Origin of the sequence: Pseudomonas sp. HTZ2, from assembly GCF_033173945.1 — a bacterium.
Classification (GTDB): domain Bacteria; phylum Pseudomonadota; class Gammaproteobacteria; order Pseudomonadales; family Pseudomonadaceae; genus Aquipseudomonas; species Aquipseudomonas guariconensis.
The window spans coordinates 1270229-1286812 of the sequence record NZ_CP137332.1 but is presented as its reverse complement, the minus strand read 5'-3'; the positions used below and the strand labels follow the sequence as shown (position 1 = coordinate 1286812).

The 16584-nt window shown below is 64.3% G+C and carries 21 protein-coding genes and 1 pseudogene; 12 read left to right on the top strand and 10 right to left on the bottom strand.

What is annotated here, in order from left to right:
• Positions 1-13 precede the first annotated feature (13 nt).
• Both R6G97_RS06135 and R6G97_RS06130 read left to right on the top strand, forming a co-directional pair.
• Positions 14-613, top strand: a complete 600-nt coding sequence (locus R6G97_RS06135; protein ID WP_197852887.1) for a class I SAM-dependent methyltransferase — start codon at positions 14-16, stop codon at positions 611-613.
• Complete coding sequence (locus tag R6G97_RS06130) at positions 610-1275, top strand: glycosyltransferase (RefSeq protein WP_317847899.1); 666 nt, start codon at positions 610-612, stop codon at positions 1273-1275. Before R6G97_RS06135 ends, R6G97_RS06130 begins: the two co-directional genes overlap by 4 nt.
• Before the next feature lie 105 nt (positions 1276-1380).
• Here the strand turns inward: R6G97_RS06130 and ku are convergent, their stop codons facing one another.
• From ku to R6G97_RS06115, 3 genes are all read right to left on the bottom strand, one after another.
• A complete protein-coding gene (ku, locus tag R6G97_RS06125) occupies positions 1381-2223 on the bottom strand; it encodes a non-homologous end joining protein Ku (protein ID WP_253131739.1) in 843 nt (280 codons plus the stop codon).
• Positions 2224-2233: 10 nt separating this feature from the next.
• Positions 2234-2377 (bottom strand): PSPA7_2676 family Cys-rich small protein, encoded by a 144-nt coding sequence (locus R6G97_RS06120; protein ID WP_279614947.1) that lies wholly within the window; start codon positions 2375-2377, stop codon positions 2234-2236.
• Between the two features lie 83 nt (positions 2378-2460).
• On the bottom strand, positions 2461-3366 hold the full coding sequence (locus tag R6G97_RS06115) for an SDR family oxidoreductase (RefSeq protein ID WP_043214496.1): 906 nt from the start codon (positions 3364-3366) through the stop codon (positions 2461-2463).
• 172 nt (positions 3367-3538) lie between these two features.
• Here R6G97_RS06115 and R6G97_RS06110 point away from each other — a divergent pair, with 172 nt between their 5' ends.
• Genes R6G97_RS06110 through R6G97_RS06100 form a run of 3 tightly spaced genes read left to right on the top strand, consistent with a single transcriptional unit; the run spans position 3539 to position 5016 of the window.
• Positions 3539-4042 (top strand): CinA family protein, encoded by a 504-nt coding sequence (locus R6G97_RS06110; RefSeq protein WP_317847898.1) that lies wholly within the window; start codon positions 3539-3541, stop codon positions 4040-4042.
• A 14-nt stretch (positions 4043-4056) separates the two neighbouring features.
• Positions 4057-4563, top strand: coding sequence for a hypothetical protein (locus R6G97_RS06105; protein WP_317847897.1), 507 nt, complete (start codon positions 4057-4059; stop codon positions 4561-4563).
• Between the two features lie 9 nt (positions 4564-4572).
• Complete coding sequence (locus R6G97_RS06100; RefSeq protein ID WP_043214504.1) at positions 4573-5016, top strand: DUF421 domain-containing protein; 444 nt, start codon at positions 4573-4575, stop codon at positions 5014-5016.
• 48 nt (positions 5017-5064) lie between these two features.
• Here the strand turns inward: R6G97_RS06100 and R6G97_RS06095 are convergent, their stop codons facing one another.
• The 5 genes and pseudogenes from R6G97_RS06095 to R6G97_RS06075 form a co-directional block, all read right to left on the bottom strand.
• Positions 5065-6207 (bottom strand): carboxylate-amine ligase, encoded by a 1143-nt coding sequence (locus R6G97_RS06095; protein WP_090343061.1) that lies wholly within the window; start codon positions 6205-6207, stop codon positions 5065-5067.
• A 4-nt stretch (positions 6208-6211) separates the two neighbouring features.
• The gene (locus R6G97_RS06090; RefSeq protein ID WP_043214506.1) at positions 6212-7165 is read right to left on the bottom strand and encodes a methyltransferase; all 954 of its coding nucleotides are present in this window, start codon (positions 7163-7165) and stop codon (positions 6212-6214) included.
• Positions 7165-8490 (bottom strand): iron-containing redox enzyme family protein, encoded by a 1326-nt coding sequence (locus R6G97_RS06085; protein ID WP_043214508.1) that lies wholly within the window; start codon positions 8488-8490, stop codon positions 7165-7167. The genes R6G97_RS06090 and R6G97_RS06085 overlap by 1 nt, the downstream gene beginning before the upstream one ends.
• A gap of 16 nt (positions 8491-8506) precedes the next feature.
• Positions 8507-8701, bottom strand: a complete 195-nt coding sequence (locus R6G97_RS06080; RefSeq protein ID WP_043214511.1) for a hypothetical protein — start codon at positions 8699-8701, stop codon at positions 8507-8509.
• Positions 8702-8762: 61 nt separating this feature from the next.
• Positions 8763-8882 (bottom strand): annotated as a pseudogene (locus R6G97_RS06075) (KGG domain-containing protein); the annotation flags it as partial.
• A 280-nt stretch (positions 8883-9162) separates the two neighbouring features.
• On the opposite strand from R6G97_RS06075, the gene R6G97_RS06070 reads away from it, so the two are divergent.
• Entirely contained in the window at positions 9163-9759 is a 597-nt protein-coding gene (locus tag R6G97_RS06070; RefSeq protein WP_317847896.1) for a TetR/AcrR family transcriptional regulator, read from the top strand.
• 11 nt (positions 9760-9770) lie between these two features.
• Here the strand turns inward: R6G97_RS06070 and hpaR are convergent, their stop codons facing one another.
• Positions 9771-10193, bottom strand: a complete 423-nt coding sequence (gene hpaR / locus R6G97_RS06065) for a homoprotocatechuate degradation operon regulator HpaR (protein WP_196168329.1) — start codon at positions 10191-10193, stop codon at positions 9771-9773.
• Between the two features lie 167 nt (positions 10194-10360).
• Positions 10361-11257 (bottom strand): 4-hydroxyphenylacetate catabolism regulatory protein HpaA, encoded by an 897-nt coding sequence (gene hpaA / locus R6G97_RS06060; RefSeq protein WP_197852891.1) that lies wholly within the window; start codon positions 11255-11257, stop codon positions 10361-10363.
• A 177-nt stretch (positions 11258-11434) separates the two neighbouring features.
• Here hpaA and R6G97_RS06055 point away from each other — a divergent pair, with 177 nt between their 5' ends.
• From R6G97_RS06055 to hpaH, 6 genes are all read left to right on the top strand, one after another.
• Positions 11435-12094, top strand: a complete 660-nt coding sequence (locus R6G97_RS06055) for a fumarylacetoacetate hydrolase family protein (RefSeq protein WP_196168327.1) — start codon at positions 11435-11437, stop codon at positions 12092-12094.
• A gap of 10 nt (positions 12095-12104) precedes the next feature.
• Positions 12105-12878 (top strand): fumarylacetoacetate hydrolase family protein, encoded by a 774-nt coding sequence (locus R6G97_RS06050; RefSeq protein ID WP_197852892.1) that lies wholly within the window; start codon positions 12105-12107, stop codon positions 12876-12878.
• 2 nt (positions 12879-12880) lie between these two features.
• Positions 12881-14341: a 5-carboxymethyl-2-hydroxymuconate semialdehyde dehydrogenase gene (gene hpaE / locus R6G97_RS06045; RefSeq protein WP_070092935.1), complete on the top strand. Its 1461-nt coding sequence runs from the start codon at positions 12881-12883 to the stop codon at positions 14339-14341.
• Positions 14342-14424: 83 nt separating this feature from the next.
• A complete protein-coding gene (gene hpaD, locus R6G97_RS06040) occupies positions 14425-15348 on the top strand; it encodes a 3,4-dihydroxyphenylacetate 2,3-dioxygenase (protein WP_197852893.1) in 924 nt (307 codons plus the stop codon).
• Between the two features lie 11 nt (positions 15349-15359).
• Positions 15360-15767: a 5-carboxymethyl-2-hydroxymuconate isomerase gene (locus R6G97_RS06035; RefSeq protein ID WP_197852894.1), complete on the top strand. Its 408-nt coding sequence runs from the start codon at positions 15360-15362 to the stop codon at positions 15765-15767.
• A 7-nt stretch (positions 15768-15774) separates the two neighbouring features.
• On the top strand, positions 15775-16578 hold the full coding sequence (hpaH, locus tag R6G97_RS06030) for a 2-oxo-hept-4-ene-1,7-dioate hydratase (protein WP_197852895.1): 804 nt from the start codon (positions 15775-15777) through the stop codon (positions 16576-16578).
• Positions 16579-16584: the final 6 nt, after the last annotated feature.

Sequence of the window (16584 nt, the reverse complement as noted above, 5' to 3'; positions counted from 1 at the left end):
AAACGGAGTCGCCATGAGCCTCGATGCGCAGTATTTCGCCGACCTGTACGCCACCAGCGACGACCCTTGGGCCTTCCGCACCCGCTGGTACGAGCGGCGCAAGCGCGAGCTGGTGCTCGCCAGCCTGCCGCAACAGTGTTATCGGCGCATCTTCGAGCCCGCCTGCGCAAACGGCGAGCTGAGCATTCTGCTGGCTGAGCGTTGCGCCACGCTCCTGTGCCAGGACATCGACGCCACGGCCGTGAGCCTTGCACGCGAACGCCTGGCGACTGCCACCCACGTTCAGGTCGAACAAGGCCGCCTGCCGGGCGATTGGCCCGGCGGCCAGTTCGACCTGATCGTCCTGAGCGAGATCGGCTATTACCTGGACCCGACCGACTGGCTGCAGGTAATCGAACAATCGATGGCCAGCCTCAGCCATGACGGCGGCTTGCTCGCCTGCCATTGGCGCCACCCGATCGCCGGCTGCCCGCAGGATGGTCGCGAAGTGCACGAGCTGATCGCCCGTCACCTGCCGCTGTACCCAGTGTTGCGTCATGAAGAGGCGGATTTTCTGCTCGAATATTGGTCGTGCCAGCCCAGCGTGGTGGACCTGGACGAGACCTGCCCATGATCGGCGTAGTCATCCCCGCCCACAACGAGGCGCGGCGCCTGGGGCATTGCCTGCGCGCGTTGAAACGCGCCGCCCTCGAGGCCGAACGCACTGGCCGCACGGTGCAGATACTGGTGGTGCTCGACCGTTGCAACGACGCCAGTGCCGCGATTGCGTTCCGCCATGGTGTGGCCACCCTGGCGGTGGATGCGGGCAACGTCGGCATCGCCCGCCGCACGGGCGCGGCATGGATGCTCGAACGTGGCGCGCAATGGCTAGCCTTCACCGATGCCGACAGCCGGGTACCGGCGCACTGGCTACTGTCTCAACTGCAATTCTCAGCCGATGCAGTGTGCGGCACCGTGCACGTCGAGCGCTGGCAGCCATGGCAAAGCGCTGCCTTGCGTCAGCACTACCGCAGCCGCTACGAAGCCAGGGAGGACCACCGGCATGTCCATGGCGCCAACCTGGGTGTATGTGCCCAAGCATATGAGCGCGCAGGCGGGTTCGCGCCGTTGCCCGCCCATGAGGATGTACAACTGGTGCGGGCGCTGGAGGCCAGCGGCGCGCAGATCGTCTGGACGGCCCGACATAGCGTGGCCACCAGCAGCCGGCGCGATAGCAGGGCCCGAGAAGGGTTTGGGGATTACCTGGCGAGCCTGGAGGGTTCGGTCCCAGGATGACGAGGGCCACTTCGCGCACCATCTCAGGCCTCGCCACGAAGGTGCGCGAACTCAGCTGTCGTGGGCGCTGGCGTAGCCTGCGATGGACCGCGATGCGGCCCTCGTTCAGGAGGCCTTGCGCGTACGCTTGGCCGGTTTTTTCTCCGGTGCGGCTTTCTTGCCACCACCGAGGCTGCGCTTGAGCAGTTCGGTAAGGTCGACGATATCGGCCCCCTTCTGCACCGCCGCGCCTTCGCCTTTCTCCACCACGCTGATCTTGCCCTTGGCGGCTTTTTCCTCGACCAGGTCCAGGATGGTCTGGCGAAACGCATCGTGATAGTTCTCAGGCGTCCACGGCCCGCTCATGTCTTCGACCAGGCGCTTGGCCATGTCCAGCTCGCGCTTGTCGACCTTGGCATCGGTGACGCTTTTGTCCAGTTCCAAGGTCTCCAGGCCACGGACCTCTTCAGGCCAGCGCAAGGTAATCATCACCAGTGCCTCGTCCAGCGGCCGCAGCAGTGCCAGGTGCTGACGGGTATGCAGCACCACGGTGGCCAAGGCCACTTTGCCGGTGCTCTCCAGGGTCTCGCGCAACAGGGCGTAGACCTTACCGCCGCGCCGGTCGGGGCTCAGGTAGTACGGGGTGTCGAAGTGTTGCAACGGGATGTCGGAGGCATCGACGAACGAGAAGATGTCGATCGTCTGGGTCGCCTCGGGACGGGCGTTACGGATTTCCTCCTCGCTGATGATCACATAACGGCCTTTTTCGTACTCCACGCCCTTTACGATGTGTTCCTTGTCGATTTCCTTGCCGGTGACCTTGTTCACGCGCTTGTAGCCCACCGGCTCCATGCTGCGTTTGTCCAGCCAGTCGAAGTCGACGCGCTCGGTGCGCACCGCCGTGTTGAGGCTGACCGGGATGTGCACCAGACCGAAACTGATCGCGCCTTTCCAGATTGCCCGGGCCATGGCTTAGCTCCTAGGTTCCAGGTTCAAACGGTTGACCGGGCCGGCAGTAGCGCAACGCGCCACAGCGCTCGCAGCATTGGCACTGCAGCCCGGGGAACTCACAGGTCAGGACGGCGCCCCACTGGCAGCCGCGCAACAGGCAGATGAAGCTCATCAGCCACCTCCTTGGCCCTAAGCACCTACAGGGCCCTTACTTTCAAGGACTGCACGGCGCCGGGAAGGTTTACTCGCGCCGGCTCATGGAAGCGGGTTGCCGCCAGTGACACCGAACACCTCACCTGTGATGTAGCTCGACTCCTGGGAAGCCAGCAGCACATACAGCGGCGCGCACTCCGCTGGCTGGCCGGGGCGCTTCATCGGGGTCTGCGAGCCGAACTCTGGGATTTTCTCCGGGGGCTGGCCACCGCTGGGTTGCAACACGGTCCAGATCGGCCCAGGGGCGACGGCATTGACCCGGATGCCACGCTCGATGACCTGCTTGGCCAAAGCCTTGGTGAAGGCCACGATGGCGGCCTTGGTGGTGGCGTAGTCCAGCAAGGTGGCCGACGGCTGGTAGGACTGGATCGAGGCGGTGTTGATGATGGTCGCGCCGGCCGGCATCAACGGCACCGCTGCCTGGCACAGCCAGAACAACGCATAGACATTGGTCTTGAGTGTGTGATCGAACTGCTCGTGGCTGATCTGGCTGATGTCCTTGCGAGCCTCCTGCTTGCCGGCGACGTTGACCAGGATGTCCAGGCCGCCCAACTGCTCGTGGGCCTGATCGACCAGTTCGCTGCAGAAACGCTGGTCTTTCAGATCGCCCGGCAGAGCGATGGCCTTGCGCCCTTCGGCCTCGATCAGCTTGATCACTTCGCGTGCGTCGGCCTGCTCGATGGGCATGTAATTGAGTGCGATATCAGCTCCCTCGCGGGCAAAGGCGATCGCCACGGCGCGGCCGATCCCAGAGTCGGCACCGGTGATCAGCGCCTTGCGTCCGGCCAGGCGGCCGAAGCCTTTGTAGGTGTCCTCGCCGTGGTCGGGCTTGGGCTGCATGTTCGCATCCAGCCCCGGTGGGGCCTGGGTCTGGTCGGGGAATGGCGGGTGCGGATACTGAGTCAGCGGGTTCTGCATGCTGAACTGGTCGCGGGGTTTGTTGGGCATGGTGCGCCTCCTCACTTGGCCAATCGATGGGTCACTAAAGCTTTCGAGGCGGCGTCAGGATCGAAGGTTTGTTCGGCCCGTCATACGCACCGACGGGTGGTAAGGCGCAACGGTCTGAACCATTTGCCCGAGCCCGGCGTCCATCGCAAAAGGCCCCAACGAGGCAACCCCGATGCGCGAAGACCCTGTGCAGCACGTATTGGATTACCTGAAACGACACGCCCTGGTGCTGACCACCGCCGAATCCTGCACCGCCGGGCGCATGGTCGTGTTGCTAGCGGAACATCCCGGCGTGGGCGAATCGCTGGAAAGCGGCTACGTGGTCTATTCACCCAAGGCCAAGCAACGGCTGCTTGGGGTGAGCCCGGTGACCATCGAACGCTACGGCCTGACCAGCGAGGCCGTGGCCTGGGAAATGGCCCTCGGCGCGCTCAAGGACAGCACTGCCAACGTGGCCATCGCCACCACCGGCGTGGCCGGCCCGGACGGCACCGACGGTATCGCACCAGGCACCTTGTGCTTTGCCTGGGCGTTTCAGGATGAATCGATTGCCGTGTTCACCCGCAGCCAGCGCTTTTTCGGCGATCGCACCGAAGTGTTGCGCCAGGGCGCGCTGTATGGCCTGACGCGCCTGCTGCACTACCACGAACGCTGGTTGCGCGGCGAACGCGCCTGAGCGGAGTCTTGACCATGACCGAGGATGAACAGCGCTCACGCCACCAGCCGGTCGAGGAAAACATGGCCATGCAGCAGCGGGTCTGGCGCTTCGAGCGGGTCGGCTGGTACGTGTTGTCCTTGGTGATGCTGCTGGCCCTGGCGGGGCTGTTTGGCCGTGGCCCGTTGAGCCAAGGCCAAGCCAGCAGCGCCGACGGACGTGTGCAGGTGCAATACGCGCGCTTGAGCCGCAGCGGCGTGACGGAACACCTGAAGATCACGGTACGTGGCCCGCACAACGGGCAGGTACAGGTCCTGCTGGATGGAGAGCTGTTTCGCGAAGCGAGCCTCGAGACCCTGCAGCCCCAACCGTTGCGCTCCCGGTCCGAGGGCCAGGGGCTTGCGCTGCAGCTGGAGACCGGCACCGATGGCACCGCGACGTTGTATCTGACCCTGCGCGCCGACACGCCTGGGACTCTGGAAGGCCGTGTGAGCCTGGGGCCGGACAGCGTGGTGCACTTTTCCAGTTTCATCTATCCCTAGGGGGCAGCCATGGACTCGATTCTGCGCGCCGCCGGCATGTACCTTGCCTTGATGCTGCTGTTTCGCATCGCCGGTCGCCGCTCCCTGAGCGACCTGACCACCTTCGATTTCGTCTTGTTGATGATCATCGGCGAAGCGACCCAGCAGGCCTTGTTGGGCGAAGACTTTTCCTTCATCAATGCCATGCTGGTGATCGCCACCTTGATCGTGCTGGACGTCGGGCTGTCACTGGCCAAGCTCAATTCCAGGCGCCTGGCCCGGGTGCTGGATGGCCATGCCACGCTGGTGGTCGAGCACGGGCGTTTTTTGCATGGGCGAATGCGCAAGGCCCGCCTGACCGAGGATGATGTCCTCGAATCGGCGCGCGACAGCCAGGGTATCGAGACGGTAGAGCAGATCCGCTACGCCATTGTCGAACGCAACGGCAAGATCTCGATCATCAAAGAGCAATAAGCCAGATCTCTGGCGTTTGCTTAGACATCCACCGTCTTCTTCGCAGGTTTACCCGCCAACGGGGTTCGAAGCGCTCTGCTGGGCACCTTCTGCCAACACCTGATCGACCACCGCATGCAGGGCCTGGCGCACATCGCGCCCGCCACTTCGGGCCTGCTCCAGGCAATGGAGCTGGCGGTCGGCGCTGGTGCCTTCGCGCAGGATGCGCTGGGCCTCAAGCGCTGCACGCTGGGCATCCAGCGTGTCCGCCGGGAACTGCGCCAGCAGCTGGGCCAGCCAGCCCTCGGCAGTCACCTGCGCCTGATCGTGGACGCCAATGAACTGCCCGTGCCGACCATGGCGCTTGGCCCGCCAATAGTTTTCCTGGGTGATCCAGCGCACTTCACGGTTGACCGGCGTGGCGTCGTAGTGGTCCACCGCCAGGCCTTGTACCAGGTGACGGAACAGGCCAGCGATACACAGCACATCCTCCAGCCGTGGACAGGCGTCGCAGATGCGCAACTCCACCGTGGGAAACCGCCGCGACGGGCGAATCGCCCACCAGAAGTCCCCTTCCTTTGCCAAAGCACCGGTACGCTCCAGCAAAGCCCGGTAGCGCTGGTACGCCTCCCAATCCGCCAATGGCTCCGGCAGCTCCATGTGCGGCCACTCGGCGCAGATCACCCGTCGATAGCTCATGAAGCCGGTATCCTGGCCGCCCCACAAGGGCGATGAAGTGCTCAGCACCAGAAACAGCGGCAGCCAGTACAGCAAGCGATTGATCAACTGAATCCGATCGCACCCGGGGGGCACGCCCACATGAACATGCAGCCCGGACAACAGGCTGCGCCGGGCCACGTGCTGGTAGTCATCGAACACTTGGCGATAGTGCGGTGTGGTCCGGGCGCGCTGGCGCAACCACTGGGCGCTGGGATGGCTGGCGGCGCAGTAAAGGCCAACACCTTCCTGGGCCAATGCCTTGCCAAGGCGCTGCCGGCTGTCGAGCAGAAAGCCCTGCGCCTCGTGCAGGTGGGTGAACACCGGCGAGGCGACTTCGATCTGGCTGCGAAACATCTCCTCGGCAAAATACTTGCCCATGACTTCTCGGCAGCGCCTGGCCACCGCTAGCGAAGGGGTGGCCAGCACCCGCGCGCTGCGCAGGTCCACCAGCAGGTATTCCTCCTCGATGCCAAAACTCAAAGGCTGCTGCACGCCCTCACCCATTGCGTGTCACGGTCAGGGCCACCGCGGCGATACGCTCGACCCGTTCGTAGCCCGGTTCCAGCAATTGTTCGCCGAACACGTCCGGATCCACTTCCCGGTATACCCAGCTCCATTGCGGCCCTGCCAGGCGCAGGCGGATGGCTTCGAGCAAGGCATCGCGTCCCTCGACGATGGCCACCCCCGTATAGAGCAGCAAAGTGCCTGCTGGACTGAGGCGCTCACATGCCTGTTCGACGATGCGCAAGGACAACTGCGCGCCCAGCGCCCCGCCACCATGGCGATACACGCGTTCGCTGGCATCGAGCATATAAGGCGGGTTGGCCACGATCAGGTCGAATGTACCGCTGATACCGTCGAGTAGATCGCTCGGCTCCACCGAGAGATTGCCCACACCGGCCAGCGCCGCGTTGATGGCGGTGTAGCGCAAGGCCAGCGGGTTGATGTCCACCGCGCTGACCTGCGCATGCTGCGCGGCACGGGCGATGAGCAAGGCGCCGACGCCGGTGCCGCAGCCGATGTCCACGGCATGTTGCACGGGTTTCGGGGTGCGCTGCAGGTGGTCATGAATGACCTGGGCGAAGCGGTAGCTGTCCGGGCCGAAGAACACCGCATCACTGGCGTCGGTGGGAAACGCCGAATGCACCAGCAGCAAGTCGTCCAGGCTCGACCAGCGCACGGTGCTGCGCAGCAGATCACCCTCGCCCGTCAACACTTGGGCCGCCTGCAACTGCTGCAACTCATCGGCCGAGATCAACCCAGGCGCAAATGGCCGGCTCCAACCGAAGACGTCGCGCAGCGTGCGGGCCCGCTCGCTGCCTTCACGGGCGTTGTTGCGGGCATGGGTTGCAGGGGTCACGCAGGTGAAGCGATAACCGTCCGCGCGCAGGCGCCGCCCCAATTGCAGCAGGGCTTGATCGGCCTGGACCTGTTCCGGGTTCAGTTGCATCAGTAGGGCTCCTCCTGGGCAAGGCCAGTGGCCTGGATGTAGGCGCGGGTGGCGCGCAGCCCCTCGGGCGAGGCGTGGCCATTGCCGGCCATGCGCGCGATCAGGTCTTGCACCGGCGCCTGGTCGAGCGACGCATCATCCGGAGCGAAGTCGAGCTGCCAACTGCCTGGCAGTACGCGACGCACAGCGTTGCCTTCCCAGTGCTGGGCGATCCAGTCGTGCCACAGTTGCTTCTCGTAGGCGCTGAACACGCCAAACATGGCCGCGTCAGGCCCCTCGATCAATTTCCACAAGCGGCTGTTGGCTGGATCTTCGCCGCGGCGCACCCAACCGTGCTGCTCGAACGCTTTGAGCAAGCCCGGCATGGCGCCCGGAGCGCTCAGCCACTGGTTGAGGGTGCGCCCCTGTAACCGGCAATGGTCTGAATGCATACGCTGACCGAACAGGCGCTTGCGCTCCAAGGCAGCGAGCAGTTCGCCCTCCAGGTCGAAGCTGGCGATCAGGCTGGGCGTGTCGGTGTCCAGGTCGTTCAGGCGATAGCCACGCCGGACGCGTCGGTAGAACGCCTCACCCTCTTGCCCCGGCCAGAGTTGGCGTAGCGCATGGATCGCCTTGCGGGCATGACCGCTGGCGGCATTGTCGATGGTCACATGCAGCTGAAAATAGTGGCCATCGATGCCCAGTTCCGCCAGTTCATGGGTGGTGATCAACAGGTGCAACGGGGGTTGCTCGTAGCCCAGGTTGTAGCCGATCACCTCAGGCAGGAAGGCATCGAAGTGCTGTCCCAAAGCCAATTGCAAAGCGCCCTGCAGATAACGCGCCGAGGGCAAGGGCAACAGCTCCTGACACCCCACACGACTGAGCAGCCGCTGGTAGATCAGCACGTGATTGCAACGCGGGTCGCCCTCGCCGAGTTCTTCGAGGTAGGTACGAATGAGGCCGTGGTAGCGCGGGTCATGCCAATGATGCAGGACACCCTGCAGCCAAGCACCGTCGACAGCCTTGGTTGGCGCAACCTGTTGCAAAAACCACAAAGCCTGGGATCGATTGGCAAAGTATCGGCGCGGCCCCCCTTGACGCCGTGCCTGAAGATACAGCGCGTACTGCTCGGCCACGCTGGCGGCACGGCAGGCGGACCAGTGGTCCAGCTGCGCAGGAGAAGCAGGCAGATCATCCGACAGCGCGTCGGCGCGATCGAGTTGGTCTTCCAGCCACTGCTGGCCATCGGTGCATCGCCCCGCCAACAAGGCCTGGTAGCGCCGCTCCAGGCTCTGGCTCGGGGCCGGCATCACCGGGACGGTGGTCTCGCAGGTCATCACCCTCATGCCTTACTCCTCGCGATCAATTGTCTGGATCCTGGGATGGCATCGGTTGCGATTGGGGAGCAGGCTCGGTGGCCGACTTGTCAGGTTGTTGCATTTGCAACGAAGGCTTGCTGGGGTCAGCATCCTTCGCCGGGTGGTCGTCGTCGCGATCGAAACAGCCGCCGAGCAGCGTCAGGCCGCCCAACAGGCAAAGCATTGGAGCTATTCGCATGGCGTGTCCTCCTGGCCAGTTGATCGCAGTGCCAGGCAGGCCCGGCACTGCCTTGCCTTGCTTACGAGCGGCCGCCCTTGCGGCTGGAGTCGCTCGACCGGCCACCGCCGGATTGCTGCCCGCCTTTGCGGCCGGCTTCGGAGGCTTTCTCCCGGTCGTTAGCGAAGTTGCCTGGGTTTTTCGATCCGCCCTGGCTGCCGCTTTTGCTGGTCTCTTTGTTAGCCATGGTCTTTCACCTCATGTGGCTCAAGGAATGCACGACAGCGGCCGTGCATAGTGTCGAGTACCCGGCAAGCAAGGAGATTCGCTTTATCTGCGCACACGCTGACCGACGGCAATAAAAACCCCAGCCCAGGTATTTGGCACGCCAATGCCTGGCCAGCGCCGCGCCGAAGGTTTGACCCCGTCCCCCACGAGCAACACAATCGCGCTCCAACCCGATGCAAGCCTGGAGTGCGCCTGTGAAAGCCTTGACCCCGTCCGCCCTGTGCGTCTGCGATGCCGCCGTGAGCCATTTTGCCGATCACGGCTACGATGGCTCGTCATTGAGCGAGATCGCCGCCCAGGCCGGCATGCGCAAGGCGTCGCTGTATGCGCATTTCGCCAACAAGGATGCTTTGTTCGCCAAGACCTTCGAGCGAGCCCTGGCGCACGAAACGGCCTACGTCGAAGACGCGTTTGCCCGGGAGTCGGCACAGGCGCTGCCGCCAGGGCACCGACACCCCCTGGACCTGGCCGACCGCTATGCCAGCTCGCCCAGCCTGCGATTCGTGCTGCGCGCGGCTTTTCTGCCGCCCGCTTCGCTCAAGCGGCTGGTCACCTCAGGGTTCGAAGCCTACCTGGAGCGCATCCGCCTGGGCTTTTGCCAGGCCCTGCGCGAGCGCCATGCCTGGGCCCGCAGCGACGGCACCAAGCTGGAGCTTTATGGCGATGCGTACCTGGGGATCATCGACAGCCTGCATGTGGAGTTGATGTACGCCAACCCTGCGGTTTACGCACGGCGGGCGGCATCGCTGCTGAAGATTCTCGACGACTCGCTGGCCTTGACCAGCCGCTGATGGCCAGCGGCTCAGGGCTTGATGCGTTTGAGCTCGTTGAGCAGGCCCATCAGTTGTTCGAGCTTGTCGCTGCCGAACTGACGCTGGATCTCCTGATAGTTGCGCTCCATCTGCTCGCTCATGGCCAGAAACAGCTGCTGCCCACGCACAGTGAGGCTGATGAAAACGCGGCGCTGGTCCTCGGGAGACTTGCGTCGGCCCACCAGGCCATCGCGCTCCAGGCGCTTGAGCACGCCACTCATGCTCGGCTTGAGGATGCAGGCCTGGTCGGCGAGCTGGTGGCTTTCCAGTTCGCCCTGCTGACGCAGGATGCGGATCACCCGCCATTGCTGCTCGGTCAGGTCATGGGCGTTGAGGGCCGGGCGGAAGAACGCCATGGTTGCTTCGCGGGCCTGCAGGAGGGTCAGGGTCAGGGAGGGTCTTGGTAAGGTCATGCTCATCAGTTCAGGTTGCAAAGCCAGGAATCTACGGGGCTGCGACCTTGGGGACAAGGCGTGTGCGCAGCACTTCATTAAGATATTAACAAAGTGAAATACATTTGCAGGGGTTCTGTCCAGCGTCCTGTCCTGGCTCACGGACGCGCAGCGCTGGCCATACGCATTCACCGCGTCTGGCGCTGACGGTACTCCCCTGGCGTCATCTGCGCATGGCGCTGGAAGAACCGGCTGAAATAGGCCGGGTCCTTGAAGCCCAGCTGATAGCAGATCTCGTTGGCCGAGCCACCGGTGTACAGCAGCAAGCGCCGGGCCTCCTGCATCAGTCGCTCGAACACCAGGCGCTTGGACGGAAGGTCCGCGATGCGCCGGCACACGTCGTTCAGCCGTGCCTCGGTCACGCCGAGGGCGACGGCATAGGCCGGCAGCGTCCAGTGTTCCAGGTAATGCTGCTCGATCAACTCGTTGAAACGATTGAACAGCCGCAGGTCCTCATGCCGTGCCGGGGTCGCCTCCAGCGAATTGGCGCACAGCCGTAGCAGGCCGATCATCACCAACCGGGCCAGGTCCTGCACCGCGGAGCCCTGCCCTGGCCGATTGCTGCCGACCTCGGCGCCGAGCATGTCGAACAGCGCCTCAAGCTGCCGCGCATCGATCGCGGCCTGGCCTTGCAGGCGCCCCAGGGCGACACACGCCGGTGCCAACCGCGGCCCGGTCATCAACCCAGGCTCAGCTTGCAGCAGTTGCCACACCAGTTGTTGGCGCACGGTCAGCACATGGCCGTCGGCGTCGGGTTCGGTGACGAAGGCATGAGGAATGGTCGGCGGGGTCAGGAAGAACATGGGCCCAGCCTCGTGATAGCGCTGCTCGTCCAGGTAGACCCGCACGCTGCCACTTTTGACGTAATGAATCTGGAAGAAGCGGTCGTGCCGGTGCACCGGCATGTTGCGCCCGAAGAAACCGGCCAGGTTGCCGAGCCGGTCGTAGTGGACCTCGCTCTCGCTGTAGCGCTGGTCGTACACCTGACCGATGTTGATGTTGGGGATCGGCTGTCGCTCTTTCATGTCGTGCTCGTGCGGGCTGGCGAGTCGGGCCGGCATCCATGGTAGCACCGGCCGGTGGTCGCGAATCGTCCCGGCAGCGCCTTGACGATTGTTAACATATTAATTATAACGTTAACACATTAACAAAAATGCCAAGAAGCGCTCCCCCATCGCTTCGCCTACCGCCAGGAGAAAAGCATGAGCCGTGCCTTGCACGAGGTTGCCAGCGGCACCCTGTTCGGCGTCGCCCTGAACTACCAGGGCTTGCTGCAGCAGCACCTCACCGCCTTCAACGCGCCGCCCTACAAACAGCCGCCGGTCAAGCCAGTGCTGTTCATCAAGACGCCCAATACCCGCAACCAGCACGGCCAGCCCGTCACCTACCCCTCGGCAGTCGATCGCCTGCAACCGGGGCCGGCACTGGGCGTAGTGATCGGCAAGGACGCCAGCCGGGTCAGCGTGGAAAACGCGCTGGCGCATGTGGCCGGCTACACCATCGTCAATGAGTTCAGCCTGCCTGAGGACAGCTACTACCGCCCGGCGGTCAAGGCCAAGTGCCGTGATGGCTTCTGTGCGCTCGGCCCTGAACTGGTGCCTGCCGCGCAAGTGCCCAACCCCCAGGCCCTGGGGATTCGCCTGCTGGTCAACGGCGAACTGCGCCAGCACAACAACACCGCCAACTGCGTGCGCAGCGTGGCCCAGTTGATTGCTGAGATCAGCGAGTTCATGACCTTGCACGCCGGCGATGTGCTGATCACCGGCACCCCGGAAGGCCGCGTCGATGTATTGCCCGGTGACCGGGTGACCGTGGAGATCGATGGCCTCGGCCAGTTGATCAATACCATCGTCGCCGAATGAGGATCTGACCATGAAACACGCCCGTATCCAGTTCGACGGCCAGGTCCACACGGCCATCGTCGAGAATGACCAGCACCTGCTCCTGGCCGATGGCCGCCGGGTGGCCGCCGACCAGGTCACCTGGCTGCCGCCGGCCAACGGCACCATGTTCGCCTTGGGCCTGAACTACGCCGACCATGCCGCCGAGCTTGCCTTCACCCCGCCCACCGAGCCGCTTGCGTTCGTCAAGTCCCCTGGAACCTACACCGGTCACAACCAGGTCACCTGGCGCCCGGACAACGTCGCCTACATGCACTACGAGTGCGAGCTGGTGGCGGTGATCGGCAAGCCGGCGCGCAACGTCAAGCGCGAGGACGCCCTCGACTACTTGGCCGGCTACACGGTGTGCAACGACTACGCCATCCGCGACTACCTGGAAAACTACTACCGCCCCAACCTACGGGTGAAAAATCGCGATGCCACCACCCCCGTCGGCCCGTGGATCGTCGACGCCGCCGATGTACCGGACCCGTCCAACCTGAAGCTGCGCACCTGGATCAACGGTGAGCTGAAACAGGAAGGCAGCACCGCGGACATGATCTTCGACATCCCGTATCTCATCGAATACTTCTCAAGCTTCATGACCCTGCAGCCGGGCGACATGATCGCCACCGGCACGCCGGAAGGCCTGGCCGACGTGGTGCCAGGCGATGAAGTGGTGGTGGAAGTGCAAGGCGTGGGCCGTCTGGTCAACCGAATCGTCAGCGAAGCCGAGTTCTTCGCCCTGAAAGCAAAAGAGGCATGAGCATGATCAAGCATTGGATCAACGGCCGCGAAGTCGAGAGCCGCGACACCTTCATCAACTACAACCCGGCCACCGGCGATGCCATCGGTGAAGTGGCCAGCGGCGGTGCCGAGGAAGTGGCCCAGGCCGTGGCCGCCGCCAAGGAAGCCTTCCCCAAGTGGGCCAACACCCCGGCCAAGGAGCGCGCCCGGCTGATGCGTCGCCTGGGCGAGCTGATCGACCAGAACGTGCCCAAGCTGGCCGAGCTGGAAACCCTGGACACTGGCCTGCCGATCCACCAGACCAAGAACGTGCTGATCCCGCGTGCCTCGCACAACTTCGACTTCTTCGCCGAAGTCTGCACGCGCATGGATGGCCACACCTACCCGGTGGATGACCAGATGCTCAACTACACCCTGTACCAGCCGGTGGGTGTGTGCGGTCTGGTGTCTCCATGGAACGTGCCGTTCATGACCGCGACGTGGAAGACCGCGCCGTGCTTGGCCCTGGGCAACACCGCAGTGCTGAAGATGAGCGAGCTTTCCCCCCTGACCGCCAACGAGCTGGGCCGCCTGGCGGTAGAAGCCGGCATCCCCAACGGCGTGCTCAACGTGATCCAGGGCTACGGCGCCACCGCCGGTGACGCCTTGGTGCGCCATCCGGACGTGCGGGCGATCTCCTTCACCGGCGGCACCGCCACCGGCAAGAAGATCATGCAGAGCGCGGGCCTGAAGAAATACTCCATGGAGCTGGGCGGCAAGTCGCCAGTGCTGATCTTCGAGGACGCCGACATTGAACGCGCCCTGGATGCTGCGCTGTTCACGATCTTTTCGCTCAACGGCGAGCGCTGCACTGCCGGCAGCCGTATCTTCATCCAGGAAAGCGTATACCCGCAGTTCGTGGCGCAGTTCGCCGCCCGTGCCAAGCGGCTGATCGTCGGCGATCCGACCGATCCGAAGACCCAGGTCGGCTCGATGATCACCCAGCAGCATTACGACAAGGTCACAGGCTACATCCGCATCGGTATCGAAGAAGGCGCACGCCTGGTCGCAGGTGGCCTGGAGCGTCCGGCAGGCCTGCCGGCGCACCTGGCCAAGGGGCAGTTCATCCAGCCCACGGTGTTCGCCGACGTGGACAACCGCATGCGCATCGCCCAGGAGGAAATCTTCGGCCCGGTGGTGTGCCTGATCCCGTTCAAGGACGAAGCCGAGGCGCTGCGCCTGGCCAACGACACCGAGTACGGCCTGGCCTCGTACATCTGGACCCAGGACATTGGCAAGGCCCATCGTCTGGCCCGGGGCATCGAGGCGGGCATGGTGTTCATCAACAGCCAGAACGTGCGCGACCTGCGCCAGCCGTTCGGGGGCGTGAAAGGCTCGGGTACCGGGCGCGAAGGCGGCCAATACAGCTTCGAGGTGTTCGCCGAGATCAAGAACGTGTGTATATCCATGGGTAGCCATCACATTCCGCGCTGGGGCATCTAGCGCTGCCGGCTCCCACAGTGTTCTGTGGGAGCGGGTCTACCCCATCATGGACACAGAACAACAACACTTCACCGGAGATTCCCATGGGCAAGCTCGCTCTGGCCGCCAAGATCACCCATGTGCCGTCCATGTACCTGTCAGAACTCCCTGGCCCGCGCCAGGGATTCCGCCAGTCGGCCATCGATGGCCACCTGGAGATCAGCCGCCGCTGCCGCGAACTGGGCGTGGACACCATCGTGGTGTTCGACACCCACTGGCTGGTCAACGCCAACTACCACATCAATTGCGCGCCTCACTTCGAGGGGCTGTATACCAGTAACGAACTGCCGCACTTCATCGCCAACATGCCCTATGCCTTCCCCGGCAACCCGGCACTGGGCCGTGTGCTGGCCGAGACCTGCAACGCCCTGGGCGTGGAGACCATGGCCCACGACGCCACCACCCTGGCGCCGGAATACGGCACGTTGGTGCCCATGCGCTACATGAACGCCGACCAGCACTTCAAGGTGGTCTCGGTTTCGGCGCTGTGCACCTCCCACTACCTCAATGACAGTGCTCGCCTCGGCTGGGCCATGCGCAAGGCGGTCGAAGACCACTACGACGGGACCGTGGCGTTCCTGGCCAGCGGCTCGCTGTCCCATCGCTTCGCCCAGAACGGCCAGGCGCCGGAGTTCGCCACCAAGGTCTGGAGCCCGTTCCTGGAAACCCTCGACCACCGCGTGGTGCGCATGTGGGAAGACGGCGATTGGTCCGACTTCTGCGCCATGCTCCCGGAATACGCGGTCAAGGGCCACGGCGAAGGCTTCATGCATGACACCGCCATGCTGCTCGGTGCCCTGGGCTGGTCGCGGTACGACGGCAAAGCCGAGGTCGTCACGCCCTACTTTGGCTCCTCGGGCACTGGCCAGATCAACGCCATCTTCCCCGTCACGCCACAGGATGGCTCTGCCATTCCAGCCGCCCAGGCTTCGAACCCCGCTGGCGTGACCTCCACCAGCCGTCTTTAAGGAGCCTTGCCATGCCTCATCTGGTCCTGCTCTACAGCCCGGACATCGAAGCCGACGCCAACATCGGTGGCCTGTGCCGCGCCCTGGCCGACTGCATGCTCGAGCAGCGCGACGAGACCGGCCGGCCGGTGTTTCCCACCGGCGGCACCCGCGTGCTGGCCTACCCGGCGGCCCATGCGGCGATCGCCGACGGCCAGGGCAACTACGGTTTTGTCTACGCCAACCTGCGCATGGGGGCCGGACGCAGCCGTGGGGTGCACCAGCAGGTCGGCGACAGCCTGCTGGCCGTGCTACGTGGTCATCTGGACGCGCTGCTCGAACGCCGCCCGGTGGGCGTGACCCTGCAGATCGACGAAAGCCCAGGCCAGGTCTACGACGCCAAGCACAGCAGTCTGCACCCTCTGTTTTCCAAGCCTTGAGGTTTCCATGCTCGACGCCAGCATCATCCAGCACGCCGCCGCCCGCCTCGACCAGGCCGAGCGCTCACGCGAACAGGTCGGTCAGTTCTCTTTGGAGCACCCGGCTATCACCATTGAAGACGCCTACGCCATCCAGCGCGCCTGGGTGGCCCGCAAGATCGCCGATGGGCGCAAGCTGGTCGGTCACAAGATCGGCCTGACCTCGCGCGCCATGCAGGTGTCGTCGAACATCACCGAGCCGGACTACGGCGCATTGCTCGACGACATGTTCTTCGACGAAGGCAGCGACATTCCCTTCGACCGTTTCATCGTGCCTCGGGTCGAGGTGGAACTGGCATTCATCCTCGGCAAGCCGCTCAAAGGGCCGAACGTGACCCTGTTCGACGTGCTGGAGGCCACGGAGTGGGTGATCCCGGCGCTCGAAATCATCGATGCACGCATCCAGCAGATCGACCCGCAAACCAAGGCCACCCGCAAGGTCTTCGACACCATCTCCGACAACGCCGCCAATGCGGGCGTGGTGATGGGCGGGCGCGCCGTGCGCCCCACCGAGATCGACCTGCGTAAAGTGCCCGCGGTGCTCTATCGCAACGGGGTGATCGAGGAGTCCGGGGTGTCCGCCGCGGTGCTCAACCACCCGGCCAAAGGCGTCGCGTGGCTGGCCAACAAGCTGGCGCCCTATGACGTGGGGCTGGAGGCCGGCCAGGTGATCCTCGGCGGCTCCTTCACCCGCCCGGTGGCAGCCAGCCCTGGCGACACCTTCCATGTCGACTATGACCAGCTTGGCTCCATTGCCTGCCGCTTCGTCTGAGGATTT

Bases quoted from the DNA above. Each gene is read 5' to 3' on its own strand.
- R6G97_RS06085 (WP_043214508.1), bottom strand. From the start codon at position 8,490: ATGAGGGTGATGACCTGCGAGACCACCGTCCCGGTGATGCCGGCCCCG.
- hpaE (WP_070092935.1), top strand. From the start codon at position 12,881: ATGATCAAGCATTGGATCAACGGCCGCGAAGTCGAGAGCCGCGACACC.
- R6G97_RS06100 (WP_043214504.1), top strand. From the start codon at position 4,573: ATGGACTCGATTCTGCGCGCCGCCGGCATGTACCTTGCCTTGATGCTG.
- R6G97_RS06115 (WP_043214496.1), bottom strand. From the start codon at position 3,366: ATGCCCAACAAACCCCGCGACCAGTTCAGCATGCAGAACCCGCTGACT.
- R6G97_RS06050 (WP_197852892.1), top strand. From the start codon at position 12,105: ATGAAACACGCCCGTATCCAGTTCGACGGCCAGGTCCACACGGCCATC.
- R6G97_RS06110 (WP_317847898.1), top strand. From the start codon at position 3,539: ATGCGCGAAGACCCTGTGCAGCACGTATTGGATTACCTGAAACGACAC.
- hpaD (WP_197852893.1), top strand. From the start codon at position 14,425: ATGGGCAAGCTCGCTCTGGCCGCCAAGATCACCCATGTGCCGTCCATG.
- R6G97_RS06105 (WP_317847897.1), top strand. From the start codon at position 4,057: ATGACCGAGGATGAACAGCGCTCACGCCACCAGCCGGTCGAGGAAAAC.
- hpaA (WP_197852891.1), bottom strand. From the start codon at position 11,257: ATGAAAGAGCGACAGCCGATCCCCAACATCAACATCGGTCAGGTGTAC.
- R6G97_RS06120 (WP_279614947.1), bottom strand. From the start codon at position 2,377: ATGAGCTTCATCTGCCTGTTGCGCGGCTGCCAGTGGGGCGCCGTCCTG.
- R6G97_RS06080 (WP_043214511.1), bottom strand. From the start codon at position 8,701: ATGCGAATAGCTCCAATGCTTTGCCTGTTGGGCGGCCTGACGCTGCTC.
- hpaR (WP_196168329.1), bottom strand. From the start codon at position 10,193: ATGACCTTACCAAGACCCTCCCTGACCCTGACCCTCCTGCAGGCCCGC.
- ku (WP_253131739.1), bottom strand. From the start codon at position 2,223: ATGGCCCGGGCAATCTGGAAAGGCGCGATCAGTTTCGGTCTGGTGCAC.
- R6G97_RS06055 (WP_196168327.1), top strand. From the start codon at position 11,435: ATGAGCCGTGCCTTGCACGAGGTTGCCAGCGGCACCCTGTTCGGCGTC.
- hpaH (WP_197852895.1), top strand. From the start codon at position 15,775: ATGCTCGACGCCAGCATCATCCAGCACGCCGCCGCCCGCCTCGACCAG.
- R6G97_RS06135 (WP_197852887.1), top strand. From the start codon at position 14: ATGAGCCTCGATGCGCAGTATTTCGCCGACCTGTACGCCACCAGCGAC.
- R6G97_RS06130 (WP_317847899.1), top strand. From the start codon at position 610: ATGATCGGCGTAGTCATCCCCGCCCACAACGAGGCGCGGCGCCTGGGG.
- R6G97_RS06035 (WP_197852894.1), top strand. From the start codon at position 15,360: ATGCCTCATCTGGTCCTGCTCTACAGCCCGGACATCGAAGCCGACGCC.
- R6G97_RS06090 (WP_043214506.1), bottom strand. From the start codon at position 7,165: ATGCAACTGAACCCGGAACAGGTCCAGGCCGATCAAGCCCTGCTGCAA.